Annotated in this window: 15 protein-coding genes; 9 read left to right on the top strand and 6 right to left on the bottom strand. The window is 68.8% G+C overall.

Going from position 1 to position 17,852, the window contains the following annotated elements:
* Nucleotides 1–15: 15 nt before the first annotated feature.
* Both IG04_RS0109920 and IG04_RS0109915 read left to right on the top strand, forming a co-directional pair.
* Entirely contained in the window at nt 16–582 is a 567-nt protein-coding gene (locus tag IG04_RS0109920) for a TetR/AcrR family transcriptional regulator (protein WP_030476275.1), read from the top strand.
* 33 nt (nt 583–615) lie between these two features.
* The gene (locus tag IG04_RS0109915) at nt 616–1,599 is read left to right on the top strand and encodes a LacI family DNA-binding transcriptional regulator (RefSeq protein WP_030476274.1); all 984 of its coding nucleotides are present in this window, start codon (nt 616–618) and stop codon (nt 1,597–1,599) included.
* A 217-nt stretch (nt 1,600–1,816) separates the two neighbouring features.
* Here the strand turns inward: IG04_RS0109915 and IG04_RS0109910 are convergent, their stop codons facing one another.
* A complete protein-coding gene (locus IG04_RS0109910) occupies nt 1,817–3,598 on the bottom strand; it encodes an AMP-dependent synthetase/ligase (RefSeq protein ID WP_051769446.1) in 1,782 nt (593 codons plus the stop codon).
* Nucleotides 3,599–3,628: 30 nt separating this feature from the next.
* Nucleotides 3,629–5,767, bottom strand: coding sequence for a molybdopterin oxidoreductase family protein (locus IG04_RS0109905; protein WP_030476272.1), 2,139 nt, complete (start codon nt 5,765–5,767; stop codon nt 3,629–3,631).
* A 256-nt stretch (nt 5,768–6,023) separates the two neighbouring features.
* On the opposite strand from IG04_RS0109905, the gene IG04_RS0109895 reads away from it, so the two are divergent.
* The gene (locus IG04_RS0109895) at nt 6,024–6,971 is read left to right on the top strand and encodes an MASE1 domain-containing protein (RefSeq protein WP_211257726.1); all 948 of its coding nucleotides are present in this window, start codon (nt 6,024–6,026) and stop codon (nt 6,969–6,971) included.
* 47 nt (nt 6,972–7,018) lie between these two features.
* Here IG04_RS0109895 and IG04_RS0109890 read toward each other — a convergent pair whose 3' ends face one another.
* Nucleotides 7,019–8,197, bottom strand: a complete 1,179-nt coding sequence (locus IG04_RS0109890) for a helix-turn-helix domain-containing protein (protein WP_030476270.1) — start codon at nt 8,195–8,197, stop codon at nt 7,019–7,021.
* A gap of 689 nt (nt 8,198–8,886) precedes the next feature.
* On the opposite strand from IG04_RS0109890, the gene IG04_RS0109885 reads away from it, so the two are divergent.
* Together IG04_RS0109885 and IG04_RS0109880 are read left to right on the top strand one after the other, a co-directional pair.
* Nucleotides 8,887–9,453, top strand: a complete 567-nt coding sequence (locus IG04_RS0109885) for a glycine-rich domain-containing protein (RefSeq protein WP_144065514.1) — start codon at nt 8,887–8,889, stop codon at nt 9,451–9,453.
* Nucleotides 9,454–9,516: 63 nt separating this feature from the next.
* Nucleotides 9,517–10,344, top strand: coding sequence for a phosphotransferase (locus IG04_RS0109880; protein WP_144065513.1), 828 nt, complete (start codon nt 9,517–9,519; stop codon nt 10,342–10,344).
* 202 nt (nt 10,345–10,546) lie between these two features.
* On the opposite strand, the gene IG04_RS0109875 is transcribed toward IG04_RS0109880, so the two are convergent.
* A complete protein-coding gene (locus tag IG04_RS0109875; protein WP_144065512.1) occupies nt 10,547–12,118 on the bottom strand; it encodes an alpha/beta fold hydrolase in 1,572 nt (523 codons plus the stop codon).
* Nucleotides 12,119–12,262: 144 nt separating this feature from the next.
* Here IG04_RS0109875 and IG04_RS0109870 point away from each other — a divergent pair, with 144 nt between their 5' ends.
* The gene (locus tag IG04_RS0109870; RefSeq protein ID WP_030476266.1) at nt 12,263–13,249 is read left to right on the top strand and encodes a PHP domain-containing protein; all 987 of its coding nucleotides are present in this window, start codon (nt 12,263–12,265) and stop codon (nt 13,247–13,249) included.
* On the opposite strand, the gene IG04_RS42430 is transcribed toward IG04_RS0109870, so the two are convergent.
* A complete protein-coding gene (locus tag IG04_RS42430) occupies nt 13,212–13,790 on the bottom strand; it encodes a hypothetical protein (RefSeq protein ID WP_084401796.1) in 579 nt (192 codons plus the stop codon). The two genes, IG04_RS0109870 and IG04_RS42430, sit on opposite strands and share 38 nt — an antisense overlap.
* Before the next feature lie 171 nt (nt 13,791–13,961).
* Here IG04_RS42430 and IG04_RS0109860 point away from each other — a divergent pair, with 171 nt between their 5' ends.
* Genes IG04_RS0109860 through IG04_RS0109850 form a run of 3 tightly spaced genes read left to right on the top strand, consistent with a single transcriptional unit; the run spans nt 13,962 to nt 17,496 of the window.
* Nucleotides 13,962–15,320, top strand: coding sequence for a CBM96 family carbohydrate-binding protein (locus IG04_RS0109860; protein ID WP_030476264.1), 1,359 nt, complete (start codon nt 13,962–13,964; stop codon nt 15,318–15,320).
* Between the two features lie 20 nt (nt 15,321–15,340).
* Nucleotides 15,341–16,543: an MFS transporter gene (locus IG04_RS0109855; protein ID WP_030476263.1), complete on the top strand. Its 1,203-nt coding sequence runs from the start codon at nt 15,341–15,343 to the stop codon at nt 16,541–16,543.
* Nucleotides 16,540–17,496, top strand: a complete 957-nt coding sequence (locus tag IG04_RS0109850; protein ID WP_030476262.1) for a TolB-like translocation protein — start codon at nt 16,540–16,542, stop codon at nt 17,494–17,496. Before IG04_RS0109855 ends, IG04_RS0109850 begins: the two co-directional genes overlap by 4 nt.
* Here IG04_RS0109850 and IG04_RS0109845 read toward each other — a convergent pair.
* The gene (locus tag IG04_RS0109845; RefSeq protein WP_030476261.1) at nt 17,493–17,807 is read right to left on the bottom strand and encodes a hypothetical protein; all 315 of its coding nucleotides are present in this window, start codon (nt 17,805–17,807) and stop codon (nt 17,493–17,495) included. The two genes, IG04_RS0109850 and IG04_RS0109845, sit on opposite strands and share 4 nt — an antisense overlap.
* Nucleotides 17,808–17,852: the final 45 nt, after the last annotated feature.

Here is a 17,852-nt window from a genome sequence, read left to right as displayed (position 1 = left end):
CGGGAAGGAGCGCGCGTGCCACCACGCAAGCGAGCCGACGCCGTGCGCAACGAGCAGACGCTGCTCGCCGCCGCGGCCGAGGTGTTCGTACGGTCGGGCGTCGACGCGCCGATCCGCGAGATCGCCGCCGAGGCCGGTGTCGGCATGGGCACGATCTACCGCCACTTCCCCACCCGCGCGGACCTCGTCGTGGCCGTCTACCGGCACCAGGTCGAGGCCTGCGCGGAGGCCGGCCCCGCCCTGCTGTCCACAGAGGACTCCGCTGCCGCCGCGCTGCGCAAGTGGATCGACCTGTTCGTGGACTTCCTGGTGACCAAGCACGGGCTCGCCGGCGCGATGCAGTCGGACAGCAGCGGCTTCGCGTCGCTGCACGCGTACTTCCTCGACCGGCTCGGACCGGTGTGCGGCTCGTTGCTCGACGCGGCGGCCGAGGCCGGCGAGATCCGCGCCGACGTGCGGCCGTTCGAGCTGATGCGCGGGATCGGCAACCTGTGCATCGGCCGGGACGACGACCCACGCTACGACCCCCGGCGGCTGATCAGCCTGCTGCTCGACGGGCTTTCCCGGCAGCACCCGTCATGATTGGTTCAACCAGCTGTTGAGGGTGAGGTACAAGTGGCAGTCACCATCCGCGACGTGGCGCGCAGGGCACACGTGTCGGTGGCCACCGTTTCGCGTGCGCTGACGTCCCCGGAGCTCGTGCGCCCGGAGACCAGGACCCGCGTGCTGGCTGCGGCGACGGAGCTCGGCTACCAGCCCAACAGGGCGGCTCGCGGGCTGATCACGGGCAAGACGGGCAACATCGGCATCGTCGTGCCGGACCTCGACAACCCGTTCTTCACCGGCGTGCTCAAGGCCGTGCAGGCACGGGCGATGCAGGCCGACTACGCGGTGTTCGTGGCGGACAGCGACGAGGACCCGGTCGCCGAGGCCAAGCTCGTGCACGCGATGGCCAAGCAGGTCGACGGGGTCGTGCTGTGCGCGCCAGGTCTGGAGGACTCGCAGGTCCGCGAGGTGGCCGGCGTGACGTCGCTGGTGCTGCTGAACCGGCGTCTGCCCGGCGTGCCCGCGGCGTTGATGGACTCGGCGGGCGGCATGCACGCCGTCATCGACCACCTCGTCGCGCTGGGGCATCGCCGCATCGCCTACCTCAACGGGCCGCGCACCTCGTGGTCCAACCAGGAGCGTCGCCGCGGCCTGATGACGGCGGTGGCGAAGCACGGGGTGGACCTGGTCGACCTCGGGCCGTTCGCACCGCGTTTCGAGGGCGGCCTGCAGGCGGCGGACCTTGCCCTCGCGGCAGCCACGACGGCGATCGTCGCCTACAACGACATCATGGCGCTGGGCGTGCTGGCACGGCTGCGCGACCGGGGCGTGTCCGTGCCGGGCGACGTGTCGGTGACCGGCTTCGACGACCTCACGTACGCCTCGCTGTGCTCGCCCGCGCTGACCACGGTGGCGATGCCGGTGGCGCAGGCGGGACGCACGGCCGTGAACCTCCTGCTGGACTGGCTGGACTCGGACCACACCGACGCGCCGCAGATCATGGCGGAGACCCAGCTGATCGTGCGCGGGACCACGACGCCACCGAAACGCTGACACGGATCCGATCGGTCGCCGGCGCGACCACAAAGGACGGAGATGCAAGGCGGCCCCGGCTGGGCGTCTGGGGGGAGTACGCCTTGAGCCGGGGCCGCGAAGCGGCTGGGCCCGAGGGGGGAGGGGGCCTAGCGCCGCTTGGTGTCCCACTCTGCCCTGACCGGAACGAATCCGCCAGGGTGGATGTACCTGTTTTTGGATTTCTCGTACGTTCGGGTTACCCGTAGAGCCCTTCGTACAACGCAGAGTGAAGGCGATGGACGACGTTGCGTTTGACCTTCAACGTCGGGGTGAGCTCACCTTCCTCCTGGGACAGATCACGGGTGAGCAGCACGAACCTCTTCACTTGGGAAACACTGGCGAAGTGCGAGTTCGCTTCGTCGACAATTTCCTGCACGAGCGTGCGCACGTCTGGGTGACCCACCAAAGATTCGACGTCGGAGGGCAAGCCGCGGGCCGTCGCCCACGGCGCGATCTCGTCGGCGTCGAGTGTGATCAGTGCCACACAGTACGGCCTGCGGTCGCCGAACAGGACGGCGTGCGAGATCCAGCGGGACTGGCGCAGCACGTTCTCCACGTTCGCCGGCGCGATGTTCTTGCCGCCCGCGGTGATGATGATGTCCTTCTTGCGCCCCGTGATCGTCACGAACCCTTCGGCGTCGATCTCGCCCAGGTCGCCGGTGTGCAGCCAGCCGCCCCGCAGCGTCTCGGCCGTGGCCTCGTCGTTGCGCCAGTAGCCCGCGAAGACGTGCGGGCCGCGCATCAGCAGCTCGCCGTCCTCCCCCAGCGACATCTCGAGGCCCGCCACACCGGACGCGCCGACCGAGCCGAGCCGGAAGCGGTCCAGTGTGTTGATCGTGCCGACCGCCGTGGACTCGGTCATGCCGTAGCCCTCCAGCACCGGCACCCCGGCCGCGTGGAAGAACCGCAGCACCTCACGCGAGATCGGTGCGGCACCGGACAGGGCCTGCACGAGCCGGCCGCCGAACACCGCCCGCACGTTGGCGAACAACGCGTCGACCTGCTCGAACGCGGCCGCCATCTCCGCCGGCACCGGCTCGCCCGCCGCCCGCCTGCGCCGGACCTCGAGGCCCAGCGCCACGGCCTGGTCGAGCTGCTCCGCGGGCACGCTCGACGTGACGAACGTGTAGATCTTCTCGAAGATGCGCGGCACGGACGGCAGGAACGTCGGCCGGACCTCGGCCAGTTCCGGCACGATCGCCTTCATATCGCCGCCGAAGTAGGCCAGCGCCCCGCCGCGGTACATGGTGCCGAACATGATGATCTGCGCGAAGACGTGCGCGAGCGGCAGGAACAGGTAGACGACGCCGGTCATCGCGTCGATGCGGGCCTCTTCCGCGACCCGGCACAGCGCGACCCAGTTCGCGTTGGTGAGGACGCAGCCCTTGGGCGGGCCGGTGGTGCCCGAGGTGTAGATGATCAGGCTCGGGTCCTCCGGCCTGATCGCGGCCCGGCGGGAGTCCAGCACGCCGGCCAGCGGCGAGGTGCGGCCGGTGTCCTGCAGTTCCGCGACCCGCGGGCGGTCGCCGGCCGGATCGATCGAGAGAACCGCGCGCAGCTCGGGGAGTTCGGATCGGACAGCCTCGACCTTGGCGCACTGCTCCTCGTTCTCGGCCACGACAATCGACGCGCCGGAGTCGCCGACGACCCAGGCGATCTCCTCCGGGGCGCTCGACGGGTAGATCGGCACGACGATGCCACCCGCCGCGAGCACCGCGAGCTCGACCGCCGTCCACTCCGGACGGGTGTTCGCGAGCACGCAGACCCGGTCGCCCACCTCCAGTCCGGTGTGGACGAACCCGGACGCGAGGTCCAGGACCACCTCGGCGACCTCCGCGTAGGTCTGCTCGCGCCACTGCCCGTCCTGCTTGAACCGCCACGCCACCGCGTCGCCGTAGGCCTGCTCCGCGAGGAACGGCAGGTCGGCTATCCGGCGGACGGCTCGCACCGCGTTGGGGCTGGTGACTCCGGCGGTCATGGCGGCTCCTACACGTCGGGAAACGGGGTCTCAGGCGGGCACGACCTGCACGCGGGTGCCGTTCAGCACGGCGGTGCCCGAGAGCGGGTCGATGCGGAGGTCGTCGGTGAGGAGGTTGACGTTCACGCCGGCGTGCTTCTCGGCGACGGTGAGCCGCGTGCCGGGCTGGTCGTGGCCCCAGCCGTGCGGCATCGAGACGACGCCGGGCGCGATGTCCGCGGTGACCTCGACCAGCACCTCGATCTTGCCGACGCGCGAGGTGACCTGGGCGGTCGCGCCGTCGGTCAGGCCGATGCGGGTGGCGTCGCCGGGGTTGACCAGGAGCGTGCACAACGGCTTGCCCTTCACCAGCGCGGGCACGTTGTGCATCCAGGAGTTGTTGGTGCGCAGGTGCCTGCGGCCGACCAGGACCATCCCGGTCTCGGGCGTCTCCAGCGCGGCGAGCACGCGCGGCAGGTCGTCCATGATCGGCTGCGGACTGAGTTCGATCTTGCCTGACGGCGTGCGCAGGATCTCCGGCAGGCGCGAGGTGAGCGGGCCGAGGTCGATGCCGTGCGGGTGGTCGAGCAACTGCCGCAACGTCACCCCGTACGCGCCGGTGCGGAGTTTGAGGTCCAGCAGGCGTTCCTCGCGCGTCTCGCCCTCGGGTTCGAAGCCGGCGCCCGCCTTCTTCTTCAGGTCGTCGAGCTGGAACGCCGCGATGGCGTCGAGATCGGCCGCCGGGCCCATGCCGGCGAGGATCGTGGTGAGGCGGAAGAAGATGTCCGTCTCGTCGACCCTGCCTTCCTCCAACGGGATCGCCGCGCGGGAGTACTTCGCGACGTTGCGCACGGAGTTGTTGAGGAACGCGATGTCGTAGTGGTCGCGGCGGGACGGCGGCGGCGTCGGCAGGATGACGTCCGCGTGCCTCGTGGTCTCGTTGAGGTACGGGTCGACGCTGACCATGAAGTCCAATGAGGACAGAGCGTCGTTCACCCGCGCCGAGTTCGGCAGCGACAGCGCGGGGTTGCCGCCGATCGTGAACAGCGCCCGCACCTGGCCCTCGCCGGGCGTCTCGATCTCGTCGACCATCGTGACGGCGGGGTACTCCCCCATCACCTCGGGGTGGCCCTTGACCCGGCTGTGCCAGCGGCCGATGGCGAAACCCTTGCCACTGCCGGAACCGCGTTTGCTGTGCGCGGGCAGCGGCCACATCACGCCACCGGGCCGGTCGAGGTTGCCGGTCAGGACGTTGAGGGTGTCGACCGCCCACGACGCGACCGTGCCGAACTCGACGGTCGTCGTGCCGATCCGGCCGTACACCGCGGCGCGTTCGGCCCCAGCCAGCTGCCTTGCCAGCGCGCGGATCGTGGCCGCGCCGACGCCCGTGCGTTCCTCGACGGCCTCGGGGCTGAACTTCTCGACGTGGTCCCGGATCACCGTGTGGTCGGTGACGTGCCCCGCGAGTTCGCGGAGGTTCACCAGGTCCTGCGCGAACAGTTCGTGGATCAACGCCAGCAGCAGGAACACGTCCGTACCCGGCTTGATCACGACGTGCTGGTCGGCGGCCTGGGCGGTGCGGCTGCGGCGCGGGTCGACGACGACGAAGGAACCACCGCGTTTCTGCAGGTCCCTGAACCGGCCGGGCGCGTCCGGGACCGTCCACAGGCTGCCGTTGGACGAGAACGGGTCCGCGCCCAGCACCAGCATGAAGTCGGTGCGGTCGATGTCGGGCACGGGGATCGAGAAGATGCCGCCGAACATGTGGCCGACCTGCACGTGCTTCGGCATCTGGTCGACGGTGCTGGCGGTGAAGACGTTGCGGCTGCCCAGCGCCTTGCGCAGCGGTCCCGCGTAGAGGCCGCCGGCGAGCGAGTGGACGACCGGGTTGCCGAGGTACATCGCGACGGCATCGCGGTCGGGGAAGTCCTTCAGGCGTTCGTCGATGTACGCGAAGGCCTCGTCCCAGGTGGCCTCCTGGAACTCGCCGTCGCGCTTGATCAGCGGGGTGCTCAGCCGGTCGGGGTCGGCGTCGAGCGTGCCGAGCGAGGCGCCCTTGGGGCAGATGAAGCCCTTGCTGAACTCGTCCTCGCGGTCGCCACGCACCTTCGTGATGCGGTCGCCCTCGACCGTCAGCTCCAGCCCGCACATCGCTTCGCAGAGCGGGCAGGTCGTGAACACGGTCTTCATGGGTCCCCTTAAGCCGCTTGTTACTAACGGGTACTAGTCGTCTGCCATCCGACGCAACCGCCCGGCCGAGGTCAACCCGAACAGCCCAACGACCGCCTGAGAGTCGCCGAGCATACCAGCCGGTATGTCGATTTGCACTGGTCAAAGCCGGGTGTGCCGGCGGGACCGGCCGGCGTCTACCTACGGAGTGAGTCCAGGTGGGTACGCCCTGTCGCGGGGTATGGCCAACGTCTGTACACAGGTGCAGCATGTGGCGGTGAACGCCACACTCCGCACCGTCGTCACGATCGCGGCGATCGCGCTCGCGTACTACGCGACCGCGCAGGTCGGCCTGGTCCTGGCCCTCGTGAAGGGTCAGGTCACTCCGCTGTGGCTGCCGACGGGGATCGCCGTGGCGGCACTGCTGATGTCAGGCCGCAGGGTCTGGCCGGGGATCACGCTGGGAGCGTTCGCCACCAACATCTCCCTGGGCGCGCCGCTGCTCTCGGCGTTGCTGATCACCGCGGGCAACACCGCCGCACCCCTGCTCGCCTGGTACCTGCTGACCCGCTTCGGCTTCCGCCCGGCGCTCGACCGGTTGAAGGACGCGCTGCTGCTCGTGTTCGCGGGAGCCCTGGGTGCGATGTCGGTCAGCGCGCTGGTCGGCGCGGCGGCGTTGAGGGCCGGTGGCGTGATCCCGTGGAACGACGTGCCGGCCGTGGTGTCGGTGTGGTGGACGGGCGACGCGATGGGCGTGCTGGTGTTCACGCCGCTGCTGCTCACCGTGCCGCGCCACTGGAACGCCCCGCCACGCCGGCTGGCGGAGGCGGCCGCGCTGCTGGTCGTGACCGCCGTGATCGCCGCCTTCGTGACGACAACGGAGTCGCGCCTGCTGTTCCTGGTGTTCCCGATGCTGATCTGGGCCGCGCTCCGCTTCCAGCACGCGGTCGCCGCCCCGTGCGCGGTGATCATCGCCGTGGCCGCCGTGATGTCCGCGGCCAGCGGCCACTTCGTCGCGCACGACCTGCTGACCACCATGATCGTGCTGCAGGCGTTCAACGGATCGGTGGCGCTGACCGGGCTGATCCTGAGCGCCGTCACCAGCGAGCGCAACGAGGCCAGGCAGGCCATCGAGCGGGCGTGCGAGCAGTTGGCCGACACCGTCGCGCGCTATCAGGAGGACGGCGTGCGCAAGCGGCTCGGCCCGGTCGTGCCGCCTGGTTAGACGGCGACCTGCTACAACCGTGAGTCACGAAGCAGAGATCAGCCAAGTCACAGCACCGCGCTCGGACCGAGCCAGTCCACGAAGTTCGAAACCGTGTCCGACTTGCGGCGTTCGAGCGTCGCGATTCCGCGAAGAGTCTCGCGGACCATCGGGTGCAGCCGTGTCTGCTGCGGTGCAGCCTTCCGAGCCCGGTTGAGCGCCCTCAGTGAGTTTCCGGGGTCTCCTGCGAGCAGGAATGCACGTGCGGTGTCTTGCCAATGGTGGCCAGCGCGGGGTGCCGCAATCGACTTCGGGAGGCGAAGCGTGGAGCCTTGACGAGCAGCCGTCGCGGGGTCTCCAGCTTCCAACTCCACCGCGACTGAGTGGATGCCGACGTTGGCGAGCCCAAAGAGCGTCCCGTAGGCGTCAGACTCTCCATCGACGTGCTCAGCGACGCTCCGCGCTTCGGCGATGTGTGCTCGGGCAACGTCCGGCTTCCGCCCGCGTGCTGCCACGATCGCCCCGGCAAGGTGGCCGTATCCGCGAACAGCCAGTGCTCGTTCGCCGGTGCCTTCGATCTTGCTGAGCCCTTGCTCGACCAGCGTCAGCCCCAGGTCGTAGCTGTCGTGGTACATGAGCACCCGAGCGCGCTTCACCAGCGCTTGAGCAACGTACAGCGGATCGTCGGCGCGTTCGGCGAAGACCTCCAGCCGGTCCAACGTGGGAGTGGTGAGCGGCAAATACCCGAACCGACGCGCGATCCGCTCGGCGGTGACGTAGGCGCTCGCGAGCTGCGAGTACACCGCGCTTCGCTCGGCTTCAGTGCCGGCGGTGTGGAGTGCGCCGTGAAGTTGGCGGATGAGGATCGGAAGCTTCGCGAGTGCTTGCCTGCCCCGGTCGTTGCGATAGAGCAGGTTCACGCGGTTGACCTCAGCGGCCAGCTCGTCGAGTGGCTGCGGTTCGATCGCTCGCACGTGGAGCCCCTCCGCGAGGATCGCGCGAAGATCGCTGAGCCCGTCCAACTCGATGGTTCCGCGGTACGGAGCGCCGGTCAGGTCGTTGACGTCGGCTCGGAGTGCGCGTGCGGCGGCTGACAGAAACGCGGGCGACGCGGGCTCAAGTCCGCGCTCGACCTTGCGCACCATCGAGACTGAGTACGTGATCTCACTAGCGAGTCGTTCTTGGGTGTAGCCGCGTAGCTTGCGTGCCCGCGCGACGTTCGCACCGACGCCGGTCGAGTCCGTCACGAGTCCTCCCGGTGGGGTGGCAGGTGTTGTCGCCGCTTCCCCAGAGTACCCAGGCCACACCTTCACTCGAACGGACTGTCATTTCACTGTCACTCTAAGTTCATGATCCCGCTTACCGTCAGCAAAGCCCGCTCACGAGATGTCGAGCAGGCCAAGAACAGGGCGGGGTCTGGATCCCCGAGCGCCTCGGTTACGGAACCTGATGGCGCTTCAGCCTCCGTCCTGTTCGCACGGTTGGGAGGAGTCTGATGCTCGCAGGGATTGTGCTCGCACTATCGGGAGTAGCGCTCGGGCTCCTCGCGGTCTGTGCTTGCCGCTTGTTTCACGCGAGGGCTTGCGGGTGCGTGAGTTGCCTCGCGTCCGTCGAGCGCTACTCACTCTGCCCGGAGCGGAAGCCGTGAGCGCGGACGTGGTCACCGATGTCGCCATCATGACGCGACCTGGATATGCGTACGGCTATCGCGGGATTCTCACCGCATCTCCCGACCCGTTCGAGCCCAACTTCGTGTCGTGGACCTATTCCGACCAGCCCGTACACGTCTTCCGAACTTCCCTCGCGTTGCCTGCTCCCGGGCTGCAGGAGGCACCGCTAGGACACCGATCAGTGCCGGCCCACCTGACCGAAGCCGCCGGACCTTCGTTCGGAATTGCGGCATCCGGCCACCGCAAAGCACAGAGAGACCCCAGCTATGAGCATCGGAGCCCCCAAAGGCTCCTACTCGGTGGCACCAATCATCTGCGCGCAATCGCGGGTGTCACCACAGGAAACGACGAAAGGACGCACAATGACGACAACGCTTGAGCCTGAGGTCAAGGCCGCTCAGGCAACTGTCTCCACGGAGTTCCGCATGACGTGGCGGAATCAGATCACGGAGGACAGCGGACTTCCGCTGATGGAGGCGGACCAGATCATCAGCGACACGTTGAGCTTCCTCACCGTATGCGCGCTGAACCCGTGCAACCGCTACCGGCCGAGTAAAAAGGTCGACATCGGCTGGCATCAGTTCATCCTGAGCACAAGAGACTACGCCGAGTTCTGCGAGCGCGTCGCGGGGCGGTTCCTTCACCACGTCCCGGAAAAGTTCGCCGCGCCGAGCGGGGAGAGCACCGACGTGGCCGACACGCTGAGGCCTACGGTGGACGCGATCGAGGCAGCAGGCCTGCCGATCCACAAAGAGCTGTGGTTCGCGGAAGCGGGCAAGTGCACTCAGTGCCACGCCGGCTGTACCAGCTGCGGGCAGGAAGACCAGCCGTAACACCGCCTGGACAGGAGACTGACGATTAACCGCCTTGACTGGACCGTGCTACCTCCGGCCCTCGTGAACGCAGTCGAGAAGGAGGTCGGCGATGTGATCGACACGGAGGACGCGCCAGCGGGCCGGAACTCCGAGATCGCCGTCTCACTCATGGCTACGGATGGCTGGTTCTTCTGCAAGGGCGTCAAGGCGGACGATCCTCAGTCCTTCATGCACCGCAACGAAGCAGCCGTGAACCCGTTCCTGCCCGAGGGGCTGGCACCACGGTTGCTGTGGCAGATCGAAGAGGAAGGTTGGCTGCTGCTCGGGTTCGAGCACGTGTCCGGGCAGCATGCCGACTTTTCCCCTGGATCGCCGCATCTGCCGATGCTGGCCGACGCTGTGCGAACGATCAGCACGACCAACGCGCCCCCTACTTCCTCTGCGAAGCGCGAGATGGGGAAGCAATGGGCTACCGCTCTCGACCGCGAGTTGAGCATGGAGCTACCCGAAGATGCCCACGCCTGGTCTCGGGAGAACGCAGCCACAATCAGGGAGTGGGCCAGCCGCGCACCGGCCTACATGGACGGCACGGCCTTGATCCACTCCGACCTGAACCCGTTCAACTTCCTCATCTCGGACCGCGCTCGTGTCGTGGATTGGGCATGGTGGAGGTCTGGCGCTCCGTGGGTTGACGGCGCTCAAGTCGCTGTTCGGCTCATCGCCGCAGGACATCCGCCCTCAGCCGCTGAAGCATGGGCCGGGCAACTCGACGGATTCCGGGCAGCGGATCCAGACGGGATCACCGCGTACACCGCCTCCCTCGTGCGCCTCTGGGAGCGGAAGTTTGCCGGGACAGACGCCACCGAAGGCGCGCGCCGCTGGCTTGAACACAGGCTCGACAACCGCTGACGGCCGGCACCAGCGACGCCCGCAACGGCGCAGCTCACAGGCGGCCCGAGAGTGCTGCCGAGGATCGGATGTGATGCTACCGCGTAGCAGCACATCCGACCGTCAGTAGCAGCAACCAGGCGAGTGTTCCCAGCTCACTGGTAAATCACGGAATCGGTAGATCTCAACGTACTCGGAGGGTCCGACAAGATCGTTCACACGATCAGAACGGCTTCGTCTCCGCCGCGATCTCACCCAGGATGTCGCTCAACGGCCGGGCCGGCTGCGCGCCCAGGGCCGCCGCCTGCCCCGGAGGCACGGTCTCCGCGATGTCCGTCCCGGCACAGGTCACCCGGGACGCCGGCAGGATTCCCGACACCAGGTACTTGTTGACCAGCGTGTCGACGCAGGTGTTGCGGCGCAACGCGTAGTGGCCGTGCTGGCCGTCGTTCGCCACGCTGATCAGCGGCTGGCGCAGGTGCTCCGCCATGACGCGGCCGTTGGCGAGCGGGGTCTGGGTGTCGCCGTCGGAGTTGACCACGAGGCCGGCCGGGTACTTGCGGGTGATGGCCGGGATCTTCTCCGGGCGTTGGAAGGCGCGGAACGTGCAGTTGGTCGGCGCCATGTAGTCGACGGTGCCGCCGTAGGGGTTGGTGTCGCGCCAGCGCTTCATGTCGTTGTAGTACGTGTTGACGTCGGAGAACCAGTCCCACTCGCACACGACGGCCTGGAAGGTGCCCGGTGAGGTGGGCTCGATGTCGCCCTTCTTCAGCGCGGCCACGATCGCGGAGGCCTCGGCCGGGTCCGCGGCACCCGCCTTGATCGAGGCGATGTGGCGGGAGAACGCGGCCCACGAGCGGCGGTAGCGGGTGGCGCCGGCCGCGTAGTCGAAGGAGGTCACGTCCGCGTAGCCGCCGTAGGGACCGGTCTTCAGGCGTGCGGCGATGGCGTCGAGTTCGCCGCGCACCGCTGCCGGGGTGGTGCCGAGGCCGTAGGTGCCGTTGCGGGCGGCGGTCCACTCCGTCCACTTGCGGAGGTTGTCGGTGATCGCGTCCACCACGTCGACGTCCTGCTCGTGCCACGTCTTCAGCGGGTCCAGGGCGGAGTCGAGGACGCTGCGGTCGAGGCGCGCGGGGAACATCGAGCCGTAGACGGCACCGAGCTGCGTGCCGTAGGAGTAGCCGACGTAGGAGATCTTCTTCTCCCCCATGGCTCCGCGGATGACGTCCATGTCGCGGGCGGTGTTCATGGTCGAGATGAACCGGCGCATCTCACCGCCGCCGCGCTGGCAGTTCTCCTCGACCGCACGGGCGTAGTCCGACCAGTTCGCGAGCTGCGAATCCGTTGGGCGCGACGGGAATTCATCGTCGGACGGCGTCGAGATGCACCGGATCTGCGTCGACCGGCCGACACCGCGGGGGTCCATGCCGATGACGTCGTAGATCTTCAGGACGTCGGTCTGGGCGTTGAACCAGTGCACGGCGCCGAGACCCGAACCACCGGGACCGCCCGGGTTCGTCATCAGCACGCCTCTGCGGCGCGCCGGATCTGTGGCCTTCCTGCGCGAGATGGCGATCTCCAGGTTGCCGTTGCCCGGGTTCTTGTAGTCCATCGGCACGATGACCGTGGCGCACTCGATCCCCGTCGAGGGCGAGACCCAGCCCGCCGGGCACTCGGCCCAGGCGACGGTCTGCGTGTAGTACTCGTCCAACGGTCCCGGCGCCGCCTGGGCCGTTCCCACCAGGGACATGAACAGCGGAGCGACCAAAGCCGCCGCGCCCCAACGCTTCCTCACGCGTACCCCTCACGATCGTCGGCCAGCGACAGAACGCTTTCGCAGTCGCCGTCCCGGTCGACACCCCCGAAGGTCGGGTGAAATTCACCGCGACGGCGCCATTCGAGACAGCGCGCGGACACCGCCGATGAGGTAGGAAGAGGTATGGATCCGGTCAAGGCGTTGAAGCAGGTGGCCTTCCACCTCGAACGTGCCGGCGAGCCGACCTACCGCGTCCAGGCGTTCCGCAACGCGGCCGCCGTCCTCGCCCACCTCGACCCCGCCGACGTCGAGAAACGGGCGAGGCTCGGCACGCTCACCGACCTCAAGGGCGTGGGCAAGTCGACGGCCGGTGTCGTCGCGGACGCGCTCGCGAACCGCGAGCCGTCGTACCTGGCGAAGCTGCGGCACGTCGACATCACCGGCGGCGAGGAGATGCGCGCGCGACTGAAGGGCGACTGCCACGTCCACTCCGACTGGTCCGACGGCGGCAGCCCGATCAGGGACATGGCCGAGGCGGCACGCGATCTCGGCCACGAGTTCATGGTGCTGACGGACCACTCCCCGCGCCTCACCGTCGCGAATGGACTCTCCCGCGAGCGGCTCGAGAAGCAGCTCGAGGTCGTCGCCGAGCTGAACGCCGAACTGGCGCCGTTCCTGGTCCTGACCGGCATCGAGGTCGACATCCTCGACGACGGTTCGCTGGACCAGGACGAGGATCTGCTGGCACGCCTTGACGTCGTGGTCGCGAGCGTCCACTCGAAACTGAAGATGCCGCGCGCCGAGATGACCCGCAGGATGGTCAACGCGGTCAGGAACCCGCACGTCGACATCCTCGGCCACTGCACGGGCCGGCTGGTCGTGGGCAAGGGCCGCCCGGAGTCCCAGTTCGACGCCGTGCAGGTCTTCGAGGCCTGCGCCGAGCACGGCACCGCGGTCGAGATCAACTCACGGCCGGAACGGCTCGATCCCCCGCGCCGGCTGCTCAGCCTGGCCGTCGACGCCGGCTGCACGTTCTCCGTCGACAGCGACGCGCACGCGCCCGGCCAGCTCGACTGGCTGAACTACGGCTGCGCGCGTGCGGAGGAGTGCGGTGTCGAGCCGGAGCAGGTGATCAACACGAGGACCGCAGCCCGGCTGCTGTCCGGGTGAGGTGCTCGTACCAGGACACGAGCGGCCCGGTGTCGGCCAGCGCGCGGCTCAGCGCGACCCGGCACAGGTCCCGGACGGGTTCGGGATCCCACGCGGCCACCAGGTCGTCCAGCGACCCGAGTGACCCGAGCGCGTACCGCTCCAGCCCGGCGCAGATCGGCACGACCGTCCCGTCGGCCTTCACCACGAGCGGATCGACCCGCACGAACGCCGTGGGATCGGCCCGCAGCAACGCGGCGGACGTGACGTCGAACTGCACCTCGACGGCGTCGTCCTCCGCGATCCGGTTCAGCTCCACCGCCGCGTAGACGAGGTCGACCCGATCGACGCCGTGCGGCCGCACCCGCACCTTGCGGGCGCCTTCGCCCACGGCTTCGGCGGCCAGGCCGCGCAGCATCGACACATTGCCCGGCACCAGGTCGATCAGCACCGTCACCCGGTGCCCGTCGGCGGCGTATCCACCCACCTCGTCCAGCGCGACCACAAGCTCGGCTTCCGGCACGGCCGTGAGCCAGCGAGGGTCGCAGACCTCGACTCCCATGTTCTTACGGAGCGAGCGGCAGCCGTGGAAATACCGAGCCGCCGGAAGTCACCCCCTGGTGGGGTTTTCCCACCGTTCACCGAACCGCCGCCGAACGATCATTGGTGACCGAACCATCGCACCCCTACTCTTCGCGACGGCCCATGTCCGCCCACCACCACAAGGACCGGCATGTCACGTCGCAGGGCTCCCTTGGCCGTGCTCTCCACCGTCATCGTCACGGCGGCCACGCTCACCGCCTCCACCGCAGCTCAGGCTGCCACCACCACCTTCACACCCACCGCCGACACCTACGTCGACAACGGGTCCACCGGCACGAACTACGGCACCTCCGGCCAGCTCGGCATCGACAACTCGCCGATCAAGCGGACGTTCCTCAAGTTCACCGTCTCCGGGATCACCGGCAGCGTCAGCAACGCCAAGCTGCGCATCCACACCGACGACGTCTCCGGCGCGGCAAGCCCCAACGGCGGCACGTTCAGAGCGATGTCGAACGTCAGCTGGACCGAGACCGCGGTCACCTGGAACAACCAGCCCGCGATCGACGGCGCCACGGTCGGCTCGCTCGGCTCGGTCGTGCGCAACGCCTGGTACGAGGTCGACGTCACCAGCTACGTCACGGGCAACGGCACGTACAGCATCGGCATCACGTCGAGCAGCACGGACGGCGCCGACTACGACTCCCGCGAGTCGGGTTCCACCGCACCACAGCTCGTCGTCACCGACGGCACCATCCCGCCTCCCGGCGACCCGGTCTGGGTCGGCGCCGGCGACATCGCCGACTCCGGTTCCGGTGACACGGCCACGGCCGCGCTGCTGGACAACATCCAGGGCACCGTCTGGACCACCGGCGACAACGTCTACCCGGACGGCACCGCGAGCCAGTTCAACACCTACTACGAGCCCACGTGGGGCCGGCACAAGGCGCGCACCCGGCCTTCGCCCGGCAACCACGACTACCACACCAGTGGCGCCACCGGTTACTACAACTACTTCGGCGCACAGGCCGGGCCGTCCGGCCGGGGCTACTACTCCTACGACCTCGGCAACTGGCACATCGTGTCGCTGAACTCCAACATCAGCATGTCGGCGGGCAGCGCGCAGGAGCAGTGGCTGCGGCAGGACCTGGCGGCGAGCACGAAGCCGTGCACCGCCGCGTACTGGCACCACCCGCTGTTCACCAGCGGTGCCAACCACGCGCCCTCGACGGCCACCAGGCCGTTGTTCCAGGCGCTGTACGACGCCAACGCCGACGTGGTGGTCTTCGGTCACAACCACCAGTACGAGCGGTTCGCCCCGCAGAACCCCACGGGCGGGCTGGACAACTCGCGCGGCATCCGGACGTTCGTCGCGGGTATGGGCGGTGCGGGCGCCTACGGCTTCGGCACGATCAAGCCGAACAGCGAGGCCCGCAACACCGGCACCCAGGGCGTGCTGAAGCTGACGCTGCGCAGCAACAGCTTCGACTGGCAGTTCGTCCCCGTCGCGGGCAAGACCTACACCGACAGCGGCACCACCAACTGTCACTGACGGACCGCTGGAGGCCGATGATGTACCTGTCCACGATCGACAAACCCAGGACGGCGAACTGGAAAGGGCTGAGCGGCAACGTCTTCGCGCTCGGCACGGTCAGCCTCATCACCGACGTCTCGTCGGAGATGGTGGCCGCCATCCTGCCGCTGTACCTGGTCATCGGCCTCCAGCTCAGTCCCGCCGCGTACGGGCTGATCGACGGCGTCTACACCGGCGCCACCACGCTCCTCAGACTCGCGGGCGGCTACCTCGCCGACCGGACGAACAAGCGCAAGGCCGTCGCGGGCTTCGGTTACGGCATCTCGGCGGTGGCCAAGCTCGGACTCCTCGCCGCCGGCAACTCCCTGACCGCGCTGGGCTTCGCGATCACCGCCGACCGCGCGGGCAAGGGTCTGCGGACCGCTCCGCGCGACGCGCTGATCACCCTCTCGACGCCCAGCGGCGACCTGGGACGGGCGTTCGGCGTGCACCGGGCGATGGACGGCATCGGCGCGTTCGCCGGGCCACTGGTCGCGATGGCCGTGCTCGCGGCCTCCGCCCAGTCGTTCGACGCCGTGTTCGTCACCAGCGCCTGCATCGCCGCGTTCGGTGTGCTGGTGCTCGTGCTCTACGTGCGGGACCGGCCGGAACCCCTGGCGCGCAAGGAGCCTCTCAAACTCGCGTTGCTCAAGGACCCGGCTGTCCGCCGGATCGTGCTGGCCGCGTCACTGCTCGGCCTGGTCACCATCGGCGACGGCTTCGTGTACCTGTTGCTGCAGAAGCGCGAAGGGCTGGCGTTCGGCTGGTTCCCGCTGCTCGCGGTGGGCACGAGCCTGGTTTACCTGCTGCTCGCCGCACCGCTGGGCGCGCTCGCCGACAGGATCGGCCGGCTCAAGGTCATGCTGGCCGGCTACGGCGCGCTGACCGTCGTCTACCTGCTGCTGCACGGACCGTTGGGCGGCTGGCCGCTCCTCGTTCTGGTGGTGCTGCTCTACGGCGTCTTCTACGCGTGCACGGACGGCGTGCTGATGGCGCTGGCGGGCCCGGTGCTGCCGGAACGCCTGCGCACCACGGGAATCGCGCTGATCCAAAGTGGACAGGCGCTCGCCTACCTCGGCTCGTCCGTGCTGTTCGGCCTCGCCTGGCAGTTCTGGAGCCCCGAAGCCGCCACCAGGATCGCCGCCGTCGCGGTGGTCTGCGCCCTGATCGCCACCGCCGCACTCCTGGGACGCCGCCGATGAACAAGCGCCTGCTGATCACCCTGACCGCCGCCGTCCTGCTCGGAGGCGTCGCCGCCGGCTACACCGCGTTGTCCGGTGCCACGCCGGACGATGCCGCGCAGTCCGTTCCGGCCGGTGCCGGGCCGCGGCTGATGGTTCTGAGCAACGGCAAGCTCTCCACGGTGTCGCGGACCGATCCGGCCGGTTCGCGGGAAGTCACCGAACAGCGCTGCGACCGCGTCTACTCGGCGGCGGGCACGATCTCCTGCCTGCGGCCGGTAGGAGCGCTGAAGGCGAGCGAACTGGCCGTGCTCGACCGCGACCTGAAGGAGCTCAGGACGGTGCCGCTGACCGGTTTCCCGAACCGCACGAGGGTGTCGGCCAGCGGCCGGATGGTGGCCTGGACACTGTTCGTCGACGGACATTCCTACGCCGCCAACGGGTTCTCCACCAGCACGGGCATCCTGGACACGAAGACCGGCACGCTGGTCACCTCGCTGGAGGAGTTCGCGGTCGAGGGCATGCCACAGCGGCCGATCGACACGAACTACTGGGGCGTCACGTTCACCGCCGACGACAACCGCTTCTACGCCACCATGTCCACCGGCGGTCACCGCTACCTGCTCGAAGGCGACTTCGCGGCACGCAGGATCCGGCCGCTCACGGACATGGACGACGTCGAGTGCCCGTCGCTCTCACCGGACGGCACCCGCATCGCCTACAAGAAGGCGGTCGGCGGCGACCCGCAGAAGGGCTGGCGGGTGTCCGTGCTCGACCTCGCGACACGCGCGATCACGGAGCTCGCCGAGACCCGCAGCATCGACGACCAACCGGCCTGGGTGGACGACAGGACTGTCGCGTACGGCATCCAGCGCGACGACGGACTCAACGACGTGTGGGCGGTGCCCGCGGACGGTTCGGGAACGCCCGCGATCCTGGTCCCGGAGGCGAGCTCTCCCGCGCCGATCAACTAGATCGGGAGGGGCCTCATCCGGTCCGGCATGTGCGCGCGAAGCGTGTCGTGCAACGCCGACACCTCGTCGGCGTCCAGCAGAACGGACCCCGTCTCGCACGCCAGCACCGCCTCACCGGTGCGCTGGTCGGGCACGTACCGCAGTGCCACGTCCGGCACGGTGCACGACTGCGCCTGACGAATCGCGGTCAGCAACTCCGATACCCGTTCGTACCCCAGCCGCGCGCTCCAGCGCAACGCGGCCGGGGGACGGACGAACAACCGGAGGCCTCCGGTGGAGCGGCGAACCTCGACGCACGACAACACCGTCACAACCTCCTACCAAGCCTCAGCAACGAGACTAGTCAGGGATGTCCG

Source organism: Lentzea albidocapillata (genome assembly GCF_000719115.1).
GTDB classification, from domain to species: Bacteria; Actinomycetota; Actinomycetes; order Mycobacteriales; family Pseudonocardiaceae; genus Lentzea; species Lentzea albidocapillata.
The sequence above is the reverse complement of the archived record's forward strand: the minus strand, read 5'-3'. Positions and strand labels throughout refer to the sequence as shown.